The organism is Arthrobacter sp. QXT-31 (genome assembly GCF_001969265.1).
GTDB lineage: Bacteria > Actinomycetota > Actinomycetes > Actinomycetales > Micrococcaceae > Arthrobacter.
In genome coordinates this window covers 883054-900648 of the sequence record NZ_CP019304.1, presented here as the reverse complement: position 1 = coordinate 900648, position 17595 = coordinate 883054, and the positions used below count along the sequence as shown (strand labels likewise).

Here is a 17595-nt window from a genome sequence, read left to right as displayed (position 1 = left end):
TTGAGACAAACACCACATTTGCTGCCACTGTATTCGCCTGCGGCAGGGCGCCGAAGGGGCACGTTGAGGTGCTTCGGCTAAAGTAGGCCTTGATGAGTAACGACAAAGTGACAAGCCAGGACTCACCTCTCAGCCGTTTTATCGCTGTGATTCCTGCAGGTGGTGTGGGGACCCGCCTCTGGCCTCTGTCGCGTGCAGCAGCTCCCAAATTCCTCCACGACCTCACCGGGTCCGGCAGCACGCTCCTGCGTGCCACCTACGACCGCCTCGAACCGCTGGCCGGAAACCGCGTCCTGGTGGTCACCGGCGTGGCGCACCGCAATGCCGTGTGCAGCCAGCTGCCCGAGGTGCAGGACGGCGACCTCGTGCTCGAGAGCGAGCCCAAGGACTCCGGTGCCGCGATCGGCCTGGCCGCAGCCATCCTGCACCAGCGTGATCCGGACGTCATCATGGGCTCCTTCGCCGCGGACCACGTGATCAGCCCCGACGGTCTCTTCCAGGACACCGTCCGTGAGGCCATCCACACCGCCGCCGCCGGCAAGATCGTAACCATCGGCATCAAGCCAACGCACCCCTCCACGGGGTTCGGCTACATCCGGTCAGGAGACTCACTGCGCATTCCGGCGGCCCCCAACGCGCAGGCTGTGGTGGAGTTCGTGGAGAAGCCGGACGAGGACGTTGCCCAGCAGTATGTGGACAGCGGCGACTACGTCTGGAACGCGGGCATGTTCGTGGCGCCCGTTTCCCTCATGCTCAAGCACCTGGAAGCGAACCAGCCCGAGCTGTTCAACGGCCTGCAGGAGATCGCCCAGGCGTGGGACACGCCGCAGCGTGACGAAGTCACCGCGCGGATCTGGCCCACGCTGCCCAAGATCGCCATCGACTACGCGGTAGCCGAGCCTGCAGCGGCGGCCGGGGACGTCGCCGTCGTACCCGGATCCTTCCGCTGGGACGACGTCGGTGACTTCGCGTCCGTGGGACGGCTGAACAGCGCCAAGGAAGTGGACGAGGTGACCGTCCTCGGCGAGGGCGCCCGTGTGTTCACCGAAAACGCCAGCGGCGTGGTGGTCTCGGACACCAAACGCGTAATCGCACTGATCGGCATCAAGGACGTCGTGATCGTGGACACCCCGGATGCGCTGCTGGTCACCACCAAGCAGCACTCGCAGCGGGTGAAGCAGGCCGTGGACGCGCTGAAGGCCAGCGGCGACACCGACGTCCTCTAGGGCCCTGCTGTTCCCGACGACGGGTGAACCGGGAACAGCGAACGCGTAACGCGGAGAAGGCGATGCCGCTAATTTTTCCGGCATCGCTAGAGTTGAGGTGTGCGCAATTACACTACTGAAGCTGAGCCGACCGCCCTGGTGGAACCGTGGCTCGAGCCCCTGCTGCCGGAACTGATCGATTTTCGCCGCGACCTGCATGCGCACCCCGAACTGTCCTTCAGGGAATTCCGGACCACGGACAAGCTGGTGGAGCGGCTCGAGGCCGCCGGCCTCCAGCCCCGCCGGCTGGAGGGCACCGGCCTGACCGTGGACATCGGGGAGGGCCCGATCGCCACGGCGCTGCGCGGCGACATCGACGCCCTGCCGATCATCGAGGAAACGGGACTGCCGTTCGCCTCGAAGAACCACGGCGTCACGCACGCCTGCGGCCACGACGTGCACACCACCACCATGCTGGGCATCGCCCTGGTGCTGCACCGCATGCACCAGGAATCCCCGCTGGGCGGATCCGTGCGCATCATCTTCCAGCCCGCCGAGGAAACCATGCCCGGCGGCGCCCACGCCTGCATTGAGCAGGGCGTGCTGGAGGGCGTGCCCCGCATCCTGGCGCTGCACTGCGACCCGCGCATCGAAGTGGGCAAGATCGGCACCCGCATCGGCGCCATCACGTCGGCCTCCGACACCATCAGGATTGAGCTCTCCGGCCGGGGCGGGCACACCTCGCGTCCCCACCTGACCGAGGACCTCGTTTTCGCGCTGGCCCAGATTGCCGTGAACGTGCCGGCCGTCCTGTCCCGCCGGGTTGATGTCCGCAGCGGCGTCTCGGTGGTGTGGGGGCACATCTCCGCAGGCTCGGCACCCAACGCGATTCCCGGCACCGGATACATGGCAGGAACCATGCGCTGCCTGGACCGCGATGCGTGGCACAGCGCCGGCGAACTGCTGGATGAGGTGGTGCACCAGGTGGCCGCCCCTTACGGCGTCGACGTCCGGCTGGAGCACACCCGGGGCGTTCCTCCGGTGGTCAACTCCGAGCACGAGACGGCTTTGATCGAGGCCGCGGCGCGCGCCGAGATCGGCGAGGGTGCAGTGGTGCTGACGCCGCAGTCCATGGGCGGGGAGGACTTCGCATGGTTCCTCGCCGAGCTGCCGGGGGCCATGATGCGCCTCGGCACCAAGACTCCCGGCGGCGAGGAGTACGACCTCCACCGCGGCGACTACATCCTGGATGAGCGTGCCCTCGGATACGGCATCCAGGTCCTGACCGCCGCAGCGCTCCGCACCATCCGCGACCTCTAGCTTCAGGGACAGGCGCGAACGTACAGTTGTGGCCCTTGGGAAGCGCTTCCCAGGGGCCACAAGTGTACGTTCGCGCTTGGCGTGTTTAGCCGGCCCGAGTTACCCGGACTTGGGGCAGGACACTAAAGTGGGCTCATGAGTGCGCTGCTGCGCACCCGGGTGCCGGCCAGCGGCACCCCGTACGCCAAGGGGTGACGGCCGTGCAGAACGACGCCAGCGCAATGGGCGCCATGATCGACTGGGCGGCCCTGGAGGGTGCTGCGCTCGAGGCCTTGAAGAGTGCCTACGCGCCCTACTCCAGCTTCCCGGTGGGCGCCGCGGCCTTCACGGCGGACGGCCGGATCGTGAGCGGCTGCAATGTGGAGAATGCCAGCTACGGCCTGACCCTGTGCGCCGAGTGCGTCCTCGTGGGGAACCTGCAGATGACGGGCGGCGGCCTCCTGCGCGCCTTCTACTGCGTGGATGGCGGCGGCAATGTGCTCATGCCCTGCGGACGCTGCCGGCAGTTGCTGTACGAGTTCCGCGCCCCGGGCATGGAACTCATGACGACGCAGGGAATCAAGACCATGGACCAGGTGCTGCCTGATGCATTTGGACCCGAACACCTGGAAGGAAGCCGGTGACCCAGAGGACCGAGCCGTTCGACGCCGTCGACATCATCCGGACCAAGCGCGACAAGGGCGTGCTCAGCCCGGAGCAGATTGCCTGGACCATCGACGCGTATACCCGCGGCGTCATCGCCGAGGAGCAGATGGCCGCGCTGAACATGGCCATCCTGCTCAACGGCATGGACCGCGCCGAAATCTCCCAGTGGACCGCGGCGATGATCGCCTCCGGGGAGCGGATGGACTTCTCCGGCCTCCGGCGGCCCGACGGCGGCGTGAAGGTTACGGCGGACAAGCACTCCACGGGCGGGGTGGGGGACAAGATCACCCTGCCGCTGGCACCCCTCGTGGCCGTGTTCGGGCTGGCGGTCCCGCAGCTGTCCGGACGCGGACTGGGCCACACCGGCGGCACGCTGGACAAACTCGAGTCCATTCCCGGCTGGCGCGCGGCCCTGAGCAACGACGAAATGATGGCCCAGCTCCAGGACGTGGGCGCGGTGATCTGCGCCGCCGGGCCAGGGCTCGCCCCGGCGGACAAGAAGCTCTATGCGCTCCGCGACGTCACGGGCACCGTGGAATCCATCCCGCTGCTTGCCTCGTCGATCATGAGCAAGAAGATCGCCGAGGGCACGGGCTCGCTGGTGCTCGACGTCAAAGTGGGCAGCGGGGCGTTCATGAAGGACGAAGCCGGCGCGCGCGAACTCGCAGAGACGATGGTGGCCCTTGGCAAGGACGCCGGGGTGGAAACGGTGGCCCTGCTGACGAACATGAGCACGCCGCTGGGGCTGACCGCAGGCAACGCCATCGAGGTGGAGGAAGCCGTTGAAGTCCTGGCAGGCGGGGGCCCGGCCGACGTCGTCGAGCTGACAGTGAGGCTGGCAGAGGAGATGCTGCGGTGCGCCGGTGTTTCCGACGCCGATCCGGCCGCTGCGCTCAAGGACGGCAGGGCCATGGACGTCTGGAACCGGATGATCGCGGCGCAGGGCGGCGACCCGCGGGCCAAGCTGCCGGCGGCCAAGGAGACGGAAACCATCTACGCGCCGGCGGACGGCGTCCTCGTGGAACTCGACGCGTTCGCCGTGGGTGTGGCGGCATGGCGGCTCGGCGCCGGGCGGGCCCGCAAGGAGGACCCGGTGCAGGCAGCAGCGGGTGTCCGCCTGCACGCCAAACCGGGTGCAGTGGTGCGCGCCGGTGAACCGCTGATGACCCTGCTGACGGACACGCCCGGGAAGTTTGCCCGGGCCAAGGACGCGCTCGATCATGCCGTGACGATCGCACCTGAAGGTTCCCGGCCCGCGCAGCAGCTCATCATCGACCGCATCGCCTGACCGTGCAGGCCATCAACGACTTCATCCTGGCGGCAGCCGGCCAGCCATGGGTCCTGTTCATAGTCCTGGGCTGCTGCATTATCGACGGCTTCTTCCCGCCCATCCCCAGTGAATCGGTGGTGGTGGGGCTGGCGGCCGTGGCCGCGACGGCGGATGTTCCCAATCCGTGGCTGCTGGCCGCCGTCGCCGGGCTGGGCGCCTTCACCGGCGACAACGCCGCCTACCTCATCGGCCGCGCCGTGGGCATCCAGCGCTGGGCGTGGATGCGCGGGCCACGGATGCAGCGGGCATTCCGGTGGGCCGGGCGGGAGCTGCGCAAGCGGCCGGCGTCGCTGATCCTGGTGGCGCGGTTCGTCCCCATCGGCCGGGTGGCGGTGAACCTGACGGCAGGGGCCACGCACTATTCGCATTCCCGCTTCATCGGGCTGACCGTCCTTTCCGCCACCCTCTGGGCCTCGTACTCAGTGGCCATCGGCCTGTTCTTCGGCCAGTGGTTCGAGGAAAACCACCTGCTGGGAGCCGTGATCGCCATTGTCTGCGCCATTATGCTGGGCATCCTGGTGGACATTGGAATCAACCGGGTGCGGAACCGCATTCCGGATCCGTTCCGGGAAAGTTGACTTTCCAATCAGGGCATAGCGCACTATCGTTCCGCCATGCGACACTAAAGAGCGATTTGCGTCACTTCCCGTCTTGTTATATTTCCTAGGAGCATCAGCCGCGTGGAGTTTATTAATGAGGCCGTGCTCCATGCAGCGGGTCAATGGTGGATTTACCCCGTCTTACTGCTCTTTTTCTTCGTGGACGGGTTCGCGATGGTGGTCCCGAGCGAGACCCTCATCGTCGCGTTGGCAGCCTTCTCCCGGCACAGCGGGGAGCCCAACCTCTGGATCCTCGGCCTGACTGCCCTGGCCGGGGCCATGGCGGGTGACAACATGGCCTACATGCTGGGCCGGAAGATCGGGCTGGAGCGCTGGAAATGGATGCGCCGGCCCAAGGTGCAGAAGGCCTTCGGCTGGGCGCGCTACGAACTGGAGAAGCGCGGCGCCGTGCTGATCTTCACGGCGCGCTACATCCCCTGGGGACGTGTCGCCGTGAACTACGTTGCCGGCACCACCGGGTACCCGCACCGCAGGTTCTTCGTGCTGGATGCCTTCGCCTGCTTCACGTGGGTGGGCTATTCGATCGGCATCGGCCTCGTGGCCAGTTCCTTCCCGTGGCTGCACCACAACCCGCTGCTGGGCGCGGGCATCGCCGTCGTGTTCGCCATCATCCTGGGCATCATCATCGACCACGCCCTTCGCTGGTGGCACAAGCGGCTTGGCCGCCACGACGCCCCAGTTCCGGAAGAGGGCAGGGTTCCGGAAGAGGGCAGCCTCCCGGACGGGAACGACGTCCCGGAAGAGACCAGCCGCGTGGCCTAACAGGAGGCACAGCAGAAGCCGCCCAGCGCGAACGTACAGTTGTGGCCCCATTTCCATTCGGATTTGGGGCCACAACTGTACGTTCGCGCTGGCGGAGGCAGGTTTGGGCATCCTCCCGCTTCGTTGGCATTGCCGCCGGTCCAACCCTAGAGTTGGTACGTGACTGAGCCAATCGTTGACGCCGCCCCTGCCCTTGACTTCGACCTGAAGAGCCTGCCCAAGGTCTCCCTTCACGACCACCTGGACGGCGGCCTGCGCCCTGCCACCATCATCGAGTTGGCGGAAGCCGTGGGGCACACCCTGCCGTCCACTGATCCGACGGCACTGGGCGAATGGTTCCGCGAGTCCGCCGATTCCGGATCCCTGGTCCGGTACCTCGAGACGTTCGACCACACGGTCGCGGTCATGCAGACCAGGGAAGGGCTGTTCCGCGTCGCCAAGGAGTTCGTGGAGGATCTCGCGGACGACGGCGTGGTGTACGGCGAAGTGCGCTGGGCACCTGAGCAGCACCTCCAGAAGGGACTGACCCTGGACGAGGTTGTCGAGGCCGTCCAGGAAGGCCTCGAAGCGGGTGTTGAGGCGGTGGCCGAGACCGGCCGCGAGATCCAGGTGGGCCAGCTGATCACGGCCATGCGGCATGCCGACCGGGGCCAGGAAATCGCCGAGCTCGCCGTCCGGCACCGCGACAAGGGTGCCGTCGGGTTCGACATCGCAGGCGCCGAAGACGGCTTCCTGCCCTCGCGCTTCCGGGACGCCTTTACTTACCTGGCCCAAAACAACTTCCCGGCCACGGTGCACGCCGGCGAGGCCGCCGGACTGGACAGCATCCAGTCCGCCCTGGTTGACGGCCGCGCGCTGCGCCTGGGCCACGGTGTCCGCATCGCGGAGGACATCATGGTGGAGTTCGACGAGGACGACGCCGACGAGGACAGCGACAACATCGGCCTGGTCACGCTCGGCAACTTGTCCAGCTGGATCCGGGACCGCGGCATCGCCCTGGAGATCTGCCCGTCCTCAAACCTGCAGACCGGCGCCATTGCCGGCTTCGGCGAGGGCATCGAAAGCCACCCGCTGGACATGCTGTACCAGCTCGGCTTCAACGTAACCATCAACACGGACAACCGCCTCATGAGCGGTGTGACGCTCACGGACGAGTTCGAGCTGCTGGTGGAAACCTTCGACTACGACCTCGACGACCTGCTGGAGCTCACGCTCAACGCGGCCGAAGCGTCCTTCCTGCCGCTGGAGGAAAAGGAAGCCCTCGTGGAGTACATCAACGACGCGTACGGCGACCTTGGCTGAAGCTGCCCGACAGCCTGAATCCGCTCCGGATCCTGGACCGGCCGGCGAGGTGGGGGAGCTGTTGGGGATCATCGCTGCCCTCCGCGAGCACTGCCCCTGGATGGGCGCCCTCACCCACGAGTCCCTTGTGGAGTACCTGCTGGAGGAGGCCCATGAAGTGGCCGAGACCATCGAGACGGGTGCGGACGAGGCTGAGCTGAAAGGCGAACTCGGCGATGTGCTGCTCCAGGTGGTGCTGCACGCCCGGCTCGCCGAGGAACGCGGAGTGTTCGGCTTCGGCGACGTCGCCCGCGGCCTCACCGAGAAGATGATCCGCCGCAACCCGCACGTGTTCCGTCCGGACGGTTCCCTCCAGGACTCCTTCCCTGCCACCGTGGAGGAGATCGTGCTCAAGTGGGATGCCGTCAAAAAGGCCGAAAGCCCGCAGCGCAGCACGCCGTTCGAGGGCATCCCGGTGGCCCTGCCCGCACTGGCCCAGGCCCAGAAAACCCTGGACCGGGCCGAACGGGCCGGGCTGCCTCCGGCTGAAGAACATCCGCGGGTCGAGTTCGCCGGGACCCGGCTCGCCGAAACAATGGAAACGGAAGCCGAGCTCGGCGAGCTGCTGCTCGCCGTCGTGCGTTCTGCCCGGAGCAGGGGGTTCGACGCCGAACGCGCCCTCCGCGGGGCCGTCCGCCGGTACCAGAACCGCCACCCCGAATCTTCCGCGCCCGGATCATGACGTCCGGGTTCTGGATAGGTTTCCGTAACGTGCACCACTCTCGACTACGCTAGTCCCTGACGAGGACGTCGAGATTTTCCTTCTAGAAACCCCCGCAATATCGCCCACAAGGAGCAAATCCATGGCGCTTATCGATGCCATCCACGCCCGCGAGATCCTCGATTCCCGTGGCAACCCCACCGTCGAAGTTGAAGTTCTCCTCTCCGACGGCCAGATCGGCCGTGCTGCCGTTCCGTCCGGTGCATCCACCGGCGAGCACGAAGCAGTTGAACTGCGCGACGGCGACAAGGGCCGTTACCTCGGCAAGGGTGTCCAGAAGGCCGTTGACGCCGTCATCGACCAGATCGCACCGGCCCTGACCGGCTTCGACGCCACCGACCAGCGCAGCATCGACCAGGCCATGATCGACCTGGACGGCACCGCCAACAAGGGCAAGCTGGGCGCCAACGCCATCCTCGGCGTTTCCCTGGCAGTTGCCAATGCTGCAGCAGCCTCGGCCGACCTGCCGCTGTACAAGTACCTGGGCGGCCCGAACGCCCACGTTCTGCCGGTTCCGCTGATGAACATCCTCAACGGCGGCTCGCACGCGGATTCCGACGTCGACATCCAGGAATTCATGATCGCCCCCATCGGTGCCGAGACCTTCTCCGAGGGCCTGCGCTGGGGTGTTGAGGTCTACCACAACCTCAAGTCCGTGCTGAACGAAAAGGGCCTGGCCACCGGCCTCGGCGACGAGGGCGGCTTCGCACCGAACCTGCCCTCCAACCGCGCCGCCCTGGACCTGATCCAGGAAGCCATCCAGAAGGCCGGCTACACCCCGGGCACGGACATCGCGCTGGCACTGGACGTCGCCTCCTCCGAATTCTTCAAGGACGGCGCCTACCAGTTCGAAGGCAAGTCGCTGAGCTCCGCCGAGATGAGCGCCTACTACGCCGAACTCGTTGCCGACTACCCGCTGGTGTCCATCGAGGATCCGCTGGACGAGAACGACTGGGAAGGCTGGAAGATCCTCACCGACACCATCGGTGACAAGGTCCAGCTGGTGGGCGACGACCTCTTCGTCACCAACCCCGAGCGCCTGCAGCAGGGCATCGACGCCGCCACGGCCAACTCCCTGCTGGTCAAGGTCAACCAGATCGGCTCCCTGACCGAGACCCTGGACGCGGTTTCCCTCGCCCAGCGCTCCGGTTACACCACCATCACCTCGCACCGCTCCGGTGAAACCGAAGACACCACGATCGCCGACATCGCCGTTGCCACCAACGCCGGCCAGATCAAGACCGGTGCTCCGGCCCGCTCCGAGCGTGTTGCCAAGTACAACCAGCTGCTGCGCATCGAAGAGGAACTCGACGACGCCGCACGCTACGCCGGCCGCAGCGCGTTCCCGCGTTTCAAGGCCTAGTAGCCAAAGAAACAGCTGACCGGTGGCTATGGTGGAAAGACCATAGCCACCGGTTTTGTTTTTGGCGCCACACGTTACAGGAGTGTCATGGCTACCCGCCGTCCCAAAGTTCCCAGGGTGACCCCACCAGCACAGCAGTCCGCCGCCGGATCGGCCGGGGGAGACGTCATCCAGGCGGACTTTGGCGCTTCCCGCTCCGCGCACGCCACGCATGACGCCGGGACGGGACACGGGACGCGGGCCGAGGGCAGGCCCGGCGCCCCTGGGACGAAGGCCGGGACAGGGACTAAAACCGGCGCGGGGACTAAAGGGACTAACAGCACCGGTTCAACAGGCGCCGGCAGCAAGGGCGCAGGATCAAAGGCCGGCGCATCAACTGGAACCGGCGCATCAACTGGAACCGGCGTAACAGCCCGCGCCGGCAGGACAGGCAGCACGGCAGCCGGAAAATCTGGCAGCAGCCGCACGAAGTCCGGTTCTTCAGCCGTCCCCGCCGAGGACGACAACCTCGACCCCGTACCTGCGAAGGCGTTCTCCGGGCGGATGCTGGCGCTGGCCGTGGTGATGGTGGCCATCACCATCATGCTGGCCCCCACCGTGAAGATCTTCATCGACAAGCGGGCCGAAATTGCGGCCCTGGAATCGGACATCGCAGACCGCAAGGCGGAGCAGGACAACCTCAAACGGCAGGTGTCCCGATGGCAGGACCCGAACTACGTCAAGCAGCAGGCACGGGACCGCATTAACATGGTTATGCCGGGAGAGACCGGCTACTGGGTGTTCGGCAGCGACCTGCCGGCCGGCGCAACAGGCAGCCAGCCCAGTGCAGCAGAAAGACAAGACCCCGCCGATGTGCCCTGGGTGGATTCCCTCTGGGACTCCATCAAGCGCTCGGCGACAGACTAGGAGCGGCGCCCGCCGCGGGACTGCCTACCGGAATGCCGGGGCAGCCAGATCCGGGCAGGAAGGACGGCCACGCCAGTGGACGACAACACGGCAACCGCCCCCGGTGAATCCCGGCAGCCATCAGCGCAGGACCTCGATGTGCTCAGCCGCCAGCTTGGAAGGCCGGTGCGTGACGTGGTGGAAATCCCGGCGCGCTGCGTCTGCGGGAACCCCCTGGTGGCGGCAACATCCCCGCGCCTGAGCAACGGGACGCCCTTCCCCACCACGTTCTACCTGACCCACCCCGTCATCACGTCGGCGGTCTCGCGGCTTGAAGCCGGCGGCCTCATGAACGACATGAACGACCGGCTCGCCGCGGACGACTCCCTCGCTTCCTCCTACCGGAAAGCCCACGAGGCCTATCTGGCTGCCCGTGCCGACATCGGTGCGCGGTCCGGGATCGGCGACGTCCCGGAGATCGACGGCGTCTCCGCGGGCGGGATGCCCACCCGCGTCAAATGCCTGCACGTCCTGGTGGGACACTCGCTGGCCGCCGGTCCCGGTGTGAACCCGCTGGGCGACGAGGCCATCGCAGCCATCAGCGAATGGTGGACCGCTGACCGCTGCTACTGCGAGGGTGCCTGGGACACGGCCGGCGAGGCGCCGTCCAGGGACCTCAGCCGCCATGGCCCGCAGGGACTGCCGGAGATCGTCGGCCGCCCGGCGCCCGTCCGCAAATCCAAGACCGACGAAAGCACGACGGAGTCCCGAAACACGGAGGCAGGCGCATGACCCGGGTGGCCGCCATCGACTGCGGAACCAATTCCATCCGACTCCTCATCGCCGACATTGACCACAGCAACGGGGCCACCAGGCTCACCGATATCGTGCGCGAAATGCGGGTAGTGCGGCTCGGCCAGGGAGTGGACGCCACCGGTGAATTGGCGCCCGAGGCGCTGGAGCGCACCTTCGCCGCCACGGCTGACTACGCCGAGCTCATCCGCGAGTACCAGGCCCGGAAGGTCCGTTTCGTGGCCACGTCCGCCAGCCGGGACGCCCGGAACCGCCAGTTGTTCGTGGACGGCATCAGGAACCTCATCGGCGTGGAGCCCGAGGTGATTACCGGCGACGAGGAAGCCGCGCTGTCCTTTGCCGGCGCCAGCAGCGTGCTGCCGATCTCGGCCGAGGACAAGGTCCTGGTGGTGGATTTGGGCGGCGGCAGCACCGAGTTCGTGCTCGGCGACGCCAATGGCGTGATCGCCGCCCGCTCCGTGGACATCGGCTGCGTCCGGCTGACCGAACGCCACCTCACGGCGGACCCGCCCACGGCCGAACAGATCGCCGCCGCGGAGGCCGACGTCGACGCCGCCATCGCCGAAGCGCGACTGGACGTTCCGCTGGAACGCAGCACCGCCGTCGTCGGGGTTGCCGGTTCCATCACCACCATCACGGCGCACGCGCTCAGGCTGCCCGAATACCTGCCGGCAGCCATCCACGGCGCCGAACTGTCCATTGCCGCCGTACAGGCCGCCGCCACCGACCTGCTGCAGATGCCGCGGGCCCAGCGGGCGGAACTGCCCTACATGCATCCCGGCCGGGTGGACGTCATCGGAGCCGGTGCCTTGGTCTGGCGGCGCATCCTTACCCGGATGGGCGAGCTCAGCGCCGGACGCATCATTACGGCCACGGCCAGCGAGCACGATATTCTGGACGGAATTGCCCTGAGTGCCGCGGCACAAAGCTAAACCAAGTATTGGATCCTGAATGACCAGAGCAACAGCCCGGCTGCGCCGGACGGTCTCGGCCCTTCTGTCCGCGGTGCTTGCCGGCGGCATCGCCGCGTCCGCCGTCGCCACCGCCCCGGCCGCGCAGGCCGACTCCTGGCGGGACAGGGAATACTGGCTCAAGGAAGCCGGCATCACCAAGGCGTGGGAGGTCTCCAAGGGCGCCAACGTGAAGGTGGCGGTGATCGACAGCGGTGTCGACGGCAACCATCCTGACCTCAAGGGCGTGCTGGCCGGCGGCCACGACGTCTCCGGCGCCGGCGATCCCGACGGTGAGAAGAGCATCGGCGCCAAGCCCGAGCACGGCACCCTCGTGGCCACCATGCTCGCGGGCCGCGGGCACCAGCCGCCGAAGAAGGCCACGGCCAGCGCCAAGCCTTCGCCGAGCGCCACTGCAGCAGCCAAGGGCAGGCCGGACGGCATCATGGGCGTGGCCCCTGAAGCCCAGATCCTTTCCGTCTCCACCTGGCTCGGATCACCCAACCCGGGTGGCAAGAGCGACCAGGACCAGATCCCGGAGGCTGTGCGCTGGGCCGTAGACAACGGCGCCAAGGTCATCAATATTTCGCTGGGAAGCACCTCGCCGGAGTGGCCGCAAAGCTGGGACGCAGCGTTCCTGTACGCCGAGCAGAAGGACGTGGTCATCGTGGCCGCGGCCGGCAACCGGGTGGGCGGCAACGTGCAGGTGGGGGCCCCGGCCACCATCCCCGGTGTGCTGACCGTCGCCGGCGTGGACCGGACCGGACGGGCGAGCACCGACTCCTCCTCCCAGGGCATCAGCATCGGCGTGGCCGCGCCGGCCGAGAAGCTGGCCGGCGGACTGCCCGGCGGCAGCTACGCGGAATGGGCCGGCACGTCCGGCGCCACCCCCATCGTCTCCGGAGTTGCTGCCCTGATCCGTTCCAAGTGGCCGGAGATGAGCGCCGAGCAGGTCATCAACAGGATTGTCTCCACTGCCAAGGACGAAGGCGCGCCCGGCAAGGACCCGCTGTACGGCTTCGGCGTCCTCAACGCGGAGGCGGCGCTCAAGGAAGACGTCGCAGAAACGAAAGCAAACCCGCTGGGTTCCATCGCGGACTGGATCCGCGTCCACCGGCGCGGCAACCTCGCTACGCCCGCTCCCGAGCCCTCGTCCACGGCGCCCGCCGCGCAGGCCACGCTGCCCTCGGCGACCGTGCCGGTGGCCGTGCCTCCGTCGCAGCTGGACAGTGCGCTGCCCGCGGCCGTGGTCATCGGTTTCGGTGCGCTTTTTGTAGCCATCATTGTGGCAGGAGCGGTGCAGCTGCGCCGCGCCTACCGGGCATCAGGCGGCGGTCCAGAGGAGCCGGACACCGATACGCTGACAAGGGTGGACCGGGCCGACCGCACCAGTTAGTGAAGATTTTCACAAAGTACTGTACTCTGGAGCTATGGCAACCACCCCACAGCTCCAGGATCGTCCGCGTGTGCTCGTCGTCGGCGGCGGGTACGTCGGCCTCTACGTAGCCCTCAAACTGCAGAAGAAGATCGCGAACGCAGGCGGCATCGTCACCGTCGTCGATCCGCTGCCCTACATGACCTACCAGCCCTTCCTGCCGGAAGTTGCCGGCGGAAACATCGAGGCCCGCCACGCAGTGGTCTCGCACCGCCAGCACCTCAAGCAGACCGAGCTCATCCAGGGCCGCGTCCTCTCCATCGACCACGCCAACCGCACGGCAGTGGTTGCCCCGGCTGACGGCGGCGAGAACTTCGAGGTCCCGTACTTCGACGTCGTGCTTGCCGCCGGCGCCATCACCCGCACGTTCCCGATCAAGGGCCTGGCGGACAAGGGCATCGGCCTGAAGACCATCGAGGAAGCCGTTGCGCTGCGCAACAAGGTCCTCGACCGCATCGAGCGCGGTTCCACCATGACGGACCCCGCTGAACGCGCCCGTGCCCTGACCTTCGTGGTGGTGGGTGGCGGCTTCGCCGGCATCGAGTGCATCACCGAAATGGAAGACCTCGCCCGCGCCGCGGTCCGCAACAACCCGCGCGTCAAGCAGGAGGAAGTCCGCTTCGTCCTCGTCGAGGCCATGGGCCGCATCATGCCCGAGGTCACCGCGCCGCAGGCCGAGTGGGTTGTGGAGCACCTCCGCAGCCGCGGCATCGAGGTCCTGCTGAACACCTCGCTGGACAATGCCGAGGGCTCCCTCAAGCTCATCAACCTGCCGGACAAGACGCCGGCCCAGGAATTCGAGACCGACACCCTCGTGTGGACCGCCGGTGTCCAGGCCAACCCGATGGTCCGCTCCACCGACTTCCCGCTGGAGCCGCGCGGCCGCGTCCGCGTCCTGCCGGACCTGCGCATCGGGGGTGACGAGGGCATCATCGACAACGCATGGGCTGCCGGCGACATCGCCGCAGTTCCCGACCTGTCGGGTGGCGGCCTCCCGGACGGCACCTGCGTCCCCAACGCCCAGCACGCGCTGCGCCAGGCCAAGCGCCTCGCCAAGAACCTGTGGGCTTCCCGCTGGGACAAGCCGCTCGTTGACTACAAGCACAAGAACCTCGGTGCTGTGGCCGGCTTCGGTGAGTGGAAGGGCGTTGCCAACATCAACCTGTTCGGCCGCATCGGGCTCAAAGGCCCTCTCGCCTGGCTGGCACACCGCGGCTACCACGGCATGGCAATGCCGACGTTCGAGCGCAAGTTCCGGGTGGTCTTCAACTGGATCCTGAGCTTCTTCGCAGGCCGCGACACCACGCAGCTGCTGGACCTGGACAACCCGCGCGGCGCCTTCGTGGCCGCTGCCACCCCGGCGCCCAAGCCCGCGGCCCCCGCCGCGCCGGCTCCGGTCGAAAAGGCTCCGGCTGAGAAGTCCGCCGCCCCTGCCCAGGGCGGCGCCAAGGACCCGGTCACGGCCGAGGCCAAGTAAAAAAATAACGACGGCGGCCGTTCCCCTTTCCGGGGAACGGCCGCTTCGTTGTGTCCCGGCTTTCCCGGCTGTGCCCTGGCGCACCCCTAGACTGGCTGCATGACGGGTGAAAAGAACCTCCAGACTCTCCTTGCCTCGATGCATCCGGTGCTCCGGAAAGGGGAGTACGTCTACGTTCTCTGGCCGCATGGCAGGCCGCTCGCCGGGCACATCGAGGCCGCCGTTCGGGAAGCCGAGGGGCTCACCGTGGTCCTGCCCCGGGCCGAGGCGGACGCGCTGGACCTGCCCTACGACTTCGTGGCGGCCTGGATCACCCTCGAGGTCCACTCGGCGCTGGAGGCTGTGGGCCTGACCGCGGCTGTGAGCAAGGCGCTGACCCAGGCCCGGATCAGCTGCAACGTTCTAGCCGGCTTCCACCACGATCATCTCCTGGTCCCCGTGGCCGATTCGGCGCGGGCGCTGGAAGTCCTGGCCGAGCTCGCGGCCGCCAACGCCCCCGAGCCGGAGCCGGTGCGGGAAGTGATGCTGCGCAGCGAAGAACCGGGCGACCGTGAGGCCCTCCTCGCCCTGGCCGCCGAAGCCTTCGCCGTTTCCCCCGTCACCGGACTGCCCGTCGAGGGGGAGCCTGTTGAGGTCAAGGTCCTGCGCGAGCTGTTCGTTGCCGAGGAGTATCTGCCGGAGTTCAGCATCGTCGCCGAACTCGACGGCGAAATCGTCGGCCACGTGATCAGCACCCGGGCGTGGGTGGAGGACCTCGAGCTCCTGGGCCTCGGGCCCATTTGCGTGACGCCCCGGCTGCAGCGCCACGGCATCGGCTCGGCCCTCATGCGCGAAACAGTCATCCGCGCCAACGCAGCAGGGGAGAAGGGCATCGCGCTGCTCGGATCCACCGACTATTACCCCCGGTTCGGCTTTGTCCCGGCGTCGTCCCTGGGAGTTCAGGCGCCCGATGCCAAGTGGGGCGACCACTTCCAGTTCCTGCCCCTCGCCCTGTGGCCAGGAGGAGTCCACGGCACATTCCGGTACGCGGGGCCCTTGGCCGCCCTCTGAGGCGATACCATTGACCGGGCGCCCCAGTAGCCCAATTGGCAGAGGCAGCGGACTTAAAATCCGCGTGTTGTGGGTTCGAGTCCCACCTGGGGTACTAGCTTTCTCCTCGGCGCCGCCGGTGTTCCAATATGCAACGAGTGTTATGAGGATGTGACCTTAGTCACTTATGTTCCTGCACGAATTGGATTAGCTTGAATTTAGCTCAGGAACCCCTGACCACAAATCGCATCAAAGGCCGTACGCACCTTTGGATCGAGGAGATTCTCAATGATTTCACTCCCCCAGGCGGCGCCCAGGGTCGCTAAGCTCACAGCGCTTAGCCTCGGCGTCGCCCTTCTGGCCACGGCTTGTGGTGGCGGCTCCACCCCAAGCGCGACCGAAACCACCGCAGCGGCAGGCGGCATCGCGTGCCCTGCACCCAGTGCCACGGCCGGGGCAACCAGTACTGCAACACAGACCGGCGACGTGCCGGCTGCGACCACCACCACCCCCACACCGCTGAAACTTGGATCGCTTCTGCCGACGACGGGGTCGCTGGCGTTCCTTGGCCCACCCGAAATCGCCGGTGTTAACCTTGGTGTCAAGGAAGTCAACGACGCCGGCGGCGTGCTCGGCAAGCCGATCCAGGTGGTCCACCGCGATTCCGGCGACACCAAGACGGACATCGCCACGCAGTCCACCACGGCACTCCTCGGCCAGGGTGTCAGCGCCATCATCGGCGCCGCCTCCTCGGGCGTGTCCAAGACCGTGATCAACCAGATCACCGGCGCGGGCGTGGTCCAGTTCTCGCCGGCCAACACCTCGCCCGACTTCACCACCTGGGATGACAAGGGCCTGTACTGGCGCACCGCTCCGTCGGACGTCCTGCAGGGCAAGGTGCTGGGTAACTACATGGCCACCTGTGGTGCCCAGACCGTGGGCATGATCGTCCTGAACGATGCCTACGGCACGGGCCTGCAGAAGAACATCAAGGCCGCCTTTGAGGCAGCCGGCGGCCAGGTTGTGGCCGAGGAACTCTTCAACGAGGGTGACTCGCAGTTCAGCAGCCAGGTGGACAAGGTCATCGCCGCGAAGCCGGATGCCATTGCGCTGATCACCTTCGACCAGGCCAAGAGCATCGTTCCGCTGCTGACCGGCAAGGGCATCAAGCCCACCCAGCTGTTCATGGTGGATGGCAACACGTCCGACTACAGCAAGGACTTCAAGGCCGGAACGCTGAAGGGCGCGCAGGGAACCATCCCCGGCACCTTCGCCAAGGAGGACTTCAAGAAGGAGCTCCTCGCCATCGACCCGGCCCTGAAGGACTACAGCTACGCCGGCGAGTCCTACGACGCCGTCAACCTGATTTCGCTGGCATCAGAGGCCGCCAAGAGCACTAAGGGCGCGGAGATCGCCAAGCAGCTCAAGGCAGTCTCCGAGGGCGGCGAGAAGTGCACGGACTTCCCGTCCTGCGTCACGCTGCTCCGCAATGGCAAGGACATCGACTACGACGGCCAGTCCGGTCCGGTGACCTTCTCCGAGGCCGGTGACCCGACGGAAGCCTTCATCGGCATCTACGAGTACCAGGACGACAACAAGTACACGCCGGCCAGGGAAGAATTCGGCAAGCTGTAAAGCCGCTTCCCACCGCACAGAGAAGCCCCCGTCCAGCCGGACGGGGGCTTCTCTGTGGTGCTTG

Annotated in this window: 16 protein-coding genes and 1 tRNA gene; all 17 read left to right on the top strand. The window is 67.0% G+C overall.

Annotated features, from left to right (window positions below; all coding sequences use genetic code 11):
* The first annotated feature begins 92 nt into the window (after window positions 1–92).
* Window positions 93–1226 carry a mannose-1-phosphate guanylyltransferase gene (locus BWQ92_RS04110; RefSeq protein WP_076798411.1) on the top strand — a complete coding sequence of 378 codons (1134 nt, stop codon included), beginning with the start codon at window positions 93–95 and terminating at the stop codon, window positions 1224–1226.
* A gap of 99 nt (window positions 1227–1325) precedes the next feature.
* On the top strand, window positions 1326–2525 hold the full coding sequence (locus tag BWQ92_RS04105) for an amidohydrolase (protein WP_076798410.1): 1200 nt from the start codon (window positions 1326–1328) through the stop codon (window positions 2523–2525).
* A 221-nt stretch (window positions 2526–2746) separates the two neighbouring features.
* Entirely contained in the window at window positions 2747–3148 is a 402-nt protein-coding gene (locus BWQ92_RS04100; protein ID WP_076803501.1) for a cytidine deaminase, read from the top strand.
* The gene (locus BWQ92_RS04095; RefSeq protein WP_076798409.1) at window positions 3145–4458 is read left to right on the top strand and encodes a thymidine phosphorylase; all 1314 of its coding nucleotides are present in this window, start codon (window positions 3145–3147) and stop codon (window positions 4456–4458) included. Before BWQ92_RS04100 ends, BWQ92_RS04095 begins: the two co-directional genes overlap by 4 nt.
* Before the next feature lie 2 nt (window positions 4459–4460).
* The gene (locus BWQ92_RS04090) at window positions 4461–5078 is read left to right on the top strand and encodes a DedA family protein (RefSeq protein WP_076798408.1); all 618 of its coding nucleotides are present in this window, start codon (window positions 4461–4463) and stop codon (window positions 5076–5078) included.
* 102 nt (window positions 5079–5180) lie between these two features.
* On the top strand, window positions 5181–5882 hold the full coding sequence (locus BWQ92_RS04085; protein ID WP_076798407.1) for a DedA family protein: 702 nt from the start codon (window positions 5181–5183) through the stop codon (window positions 5880–5882).
* A gap of 159 nt (window positions 5883–6041) precedes the next feature.
* A complete protein-coding gene (locus tag BWQ92_RS04080) occupies window positions 6042–7184 on the top strand; it encodes an adenosine deaminase (protein WP_076798406.1) in 1143 nt (380 codons plus the stop codon).
* Between the two features lie 100 nt (window positions 7185–7284).
* Entirely contained in the window at window positions 7285–7905 is a 621-nt protein-coding gene (locus BWQ92_RS04075) for a MazG nucleotide pyrophosphohydrolase domain-containing protein (protein WP_076803500.1), read from the top strand.
* 121 nt (window positions 7906–8026) lie between these two features.
* Window positions 8027–9307 carry a phosphopyruvate hydratase gene (gene eno, locus BWQ92_RS04070; protein ID WP_076798405.1) on the top strand — a complete coding sequence of 427 codons (1281 nt, stop codon included), beginning with the start codon at window positions 8027–8029 and terminating at the stop codon, window positions 9305–9307.
* A gap of 87 nt (window positions 9308–9394) precedes the next feature.
* Window positions 9395–10213 carry an FtsB family cell division protein gene (locus BWQ92_RS04065; protein WP_076798404.1) on the top strand — a complete coding sequence of 273 codons (819 nt, stop codon included), beginning with the start codon at window positions 9395–9397 and terminating at the stop codon, window positions 10211–10213.
* A gap of 75 nt (window positions 10214–10288) precedes the next feature.
* Window positions 10289–10984, top strand: a complete 696-nt coding sequence (locus BWQ92_RS04060; RefSeq protein WP_172411759.1) for a DUF501 domain-containing protein — start codon at window positions 10289–10291, stop codon at window positions 10982–10984.
* Entirely contained in the window at window positions 10981–11937 is a 957-nt protein-coding gene (locus BWQ92_RS04055; RefSeq protein WP_076798402.1) for a Ppx/GppA phosphatase family protein, read from the top strand. The genes BWQ92_RS04060 and BWQ92_RS04055 overlap by 4 nt, the downstream gene beginning before the upstream one ends.
* 19 nt (window positions 11938–11956) lie before the next feature.
* Window positions 11957–13351 carry a S8 family serine peptidase gene (locus tag BWQ92_RS04050; protein WP_076798401.1) on the top strand — a complete coding sequence of 465 codons (1395 nt, stop codon included), beginning with the start codon at window positions 11957–11959 and terminating at the stop codon, window positions 13349–13351.
* Between the two features lie 34 nt (window positions 13352–13385).
* Window positions 13386–14867 carry an NAD(P)/FAD-dependent oxidoreductase gene (locus BWQ92_RS04045; RefSeq protein WP_076798400.1) on the top strand — a complete coding sequence of 494 codons (1482 nt, stop codon included), beginning with the start codon at window positions 13386–13388 and terminating at the stop codon, window positions 14865–14867.
* A 99-nt stretch (window positions 14868–14966) separates the two neighbouring features.
* Window positions 14967–15917 (top strand): N-acetyltransferase, encoded by a 951-nt coding sequence (locus BWQ92_RS04040; RefSeq protein ID WP_076798399.1) that lies wholly within the window; start codon window positions 14967–14969, stop codon window positions 15915–15917.
* A 20-nt stretch (window positions 15918–15937) separates the two neighbouring features.
* Window positions 15938–16011, top strand: a tRNA-Leu gene (locus tag BWQ92_RS04035).
* Between the two features lie 173 nt (window positions 16012–16184).
* The gene (locus BWQ92_RS04030; RefSeq protein ID WP_076798398.1) at window positions 16185–17531 is read left to right on the top strand and encodes an ABC transporter substrate-binding protein; all 1347 of its coding nucleotides are present in this window, start codon (window positions 16185–16187) and stop codon (window positions 17529–17531) included.
* Window positions 17532–17595: the final 64 nt, after the last annotated feature.

Excerpts from the sequence above, each read along its gene's own strand:
- BWQ92_RS04040 (WP_076798399.1), top strand. The coding sequence starts at position 14,967 with ATGACGGGTGAAAAGAACCTCCAGACTCTCCTTGCCTCGATGCATCCG.
- BWQ92_RS04030 (WP_076798398.1), top strand. The coding sequence starts at position 16,185 with ATGATTTCACTCCCCCAGGCGGCGCCCAGGGTCGCTAAGCTCACAGCG.
- BWQ92_RS04075 (WP_076803500.1), top strand. The coding sequence starts at position 7,285 with ATGGGCGCCCTCACCCACGAGTCCCTTGTGGAGTACCTGCTGGAGGAG.
- BWQ92_RS04100 (WP_076803501.1), top strand. The coding sequence starts at position 2,747 with ATGGGCGCCATGATCGACTGGGCGGCCCTGGAGGGTGCTGCGCTCGAG.
- eno (WP_076798405.1), top strand. The coding sequence starts at position 8,027 with ATGGCGCTTATCGATGCCATCCACGCCCGCGAGATCCTCGATTCCCGT.
- BWQ92_RS04045 (WP_076798400.1), top strand. The coding sequence starts at position 13,386 with ATGGCAACCACCCCACAGCTCCAGGATCGTCCGCGTGTGCTCGTCGTC.
- BWQ92_RS04050 (WP_076798401.1), top strand. The coding sequence starts at position 11,957 with ATGACCAGAGCAACAGCCCGGCTGCGCCGGACGGTCTCGGCCCTTCTG.
- BWQ92_RS04055 (WP_076798402.1), top strand. The coding sequence starts at position 10,981 with ATGACCCGGGTGGCCGCCATCGACTGCGGAACCAATTCCATCCGACTC.
- BWQ92_RS04110 (WP_076798411.1), top strand. The coding sequence starts at position 93 with ATGAGTAACGACAAAGTGACAAGCCAGGACTCACCTCTCAGCCGTTTT.
- BWQ92_RS04065 (WP_076798404.1), top strand. The coding sequence starts at position 9,395 with ATGGCTACCCGCCGTCCCAAAGTTCCCAGGGTGACCCCACCAGCACAG.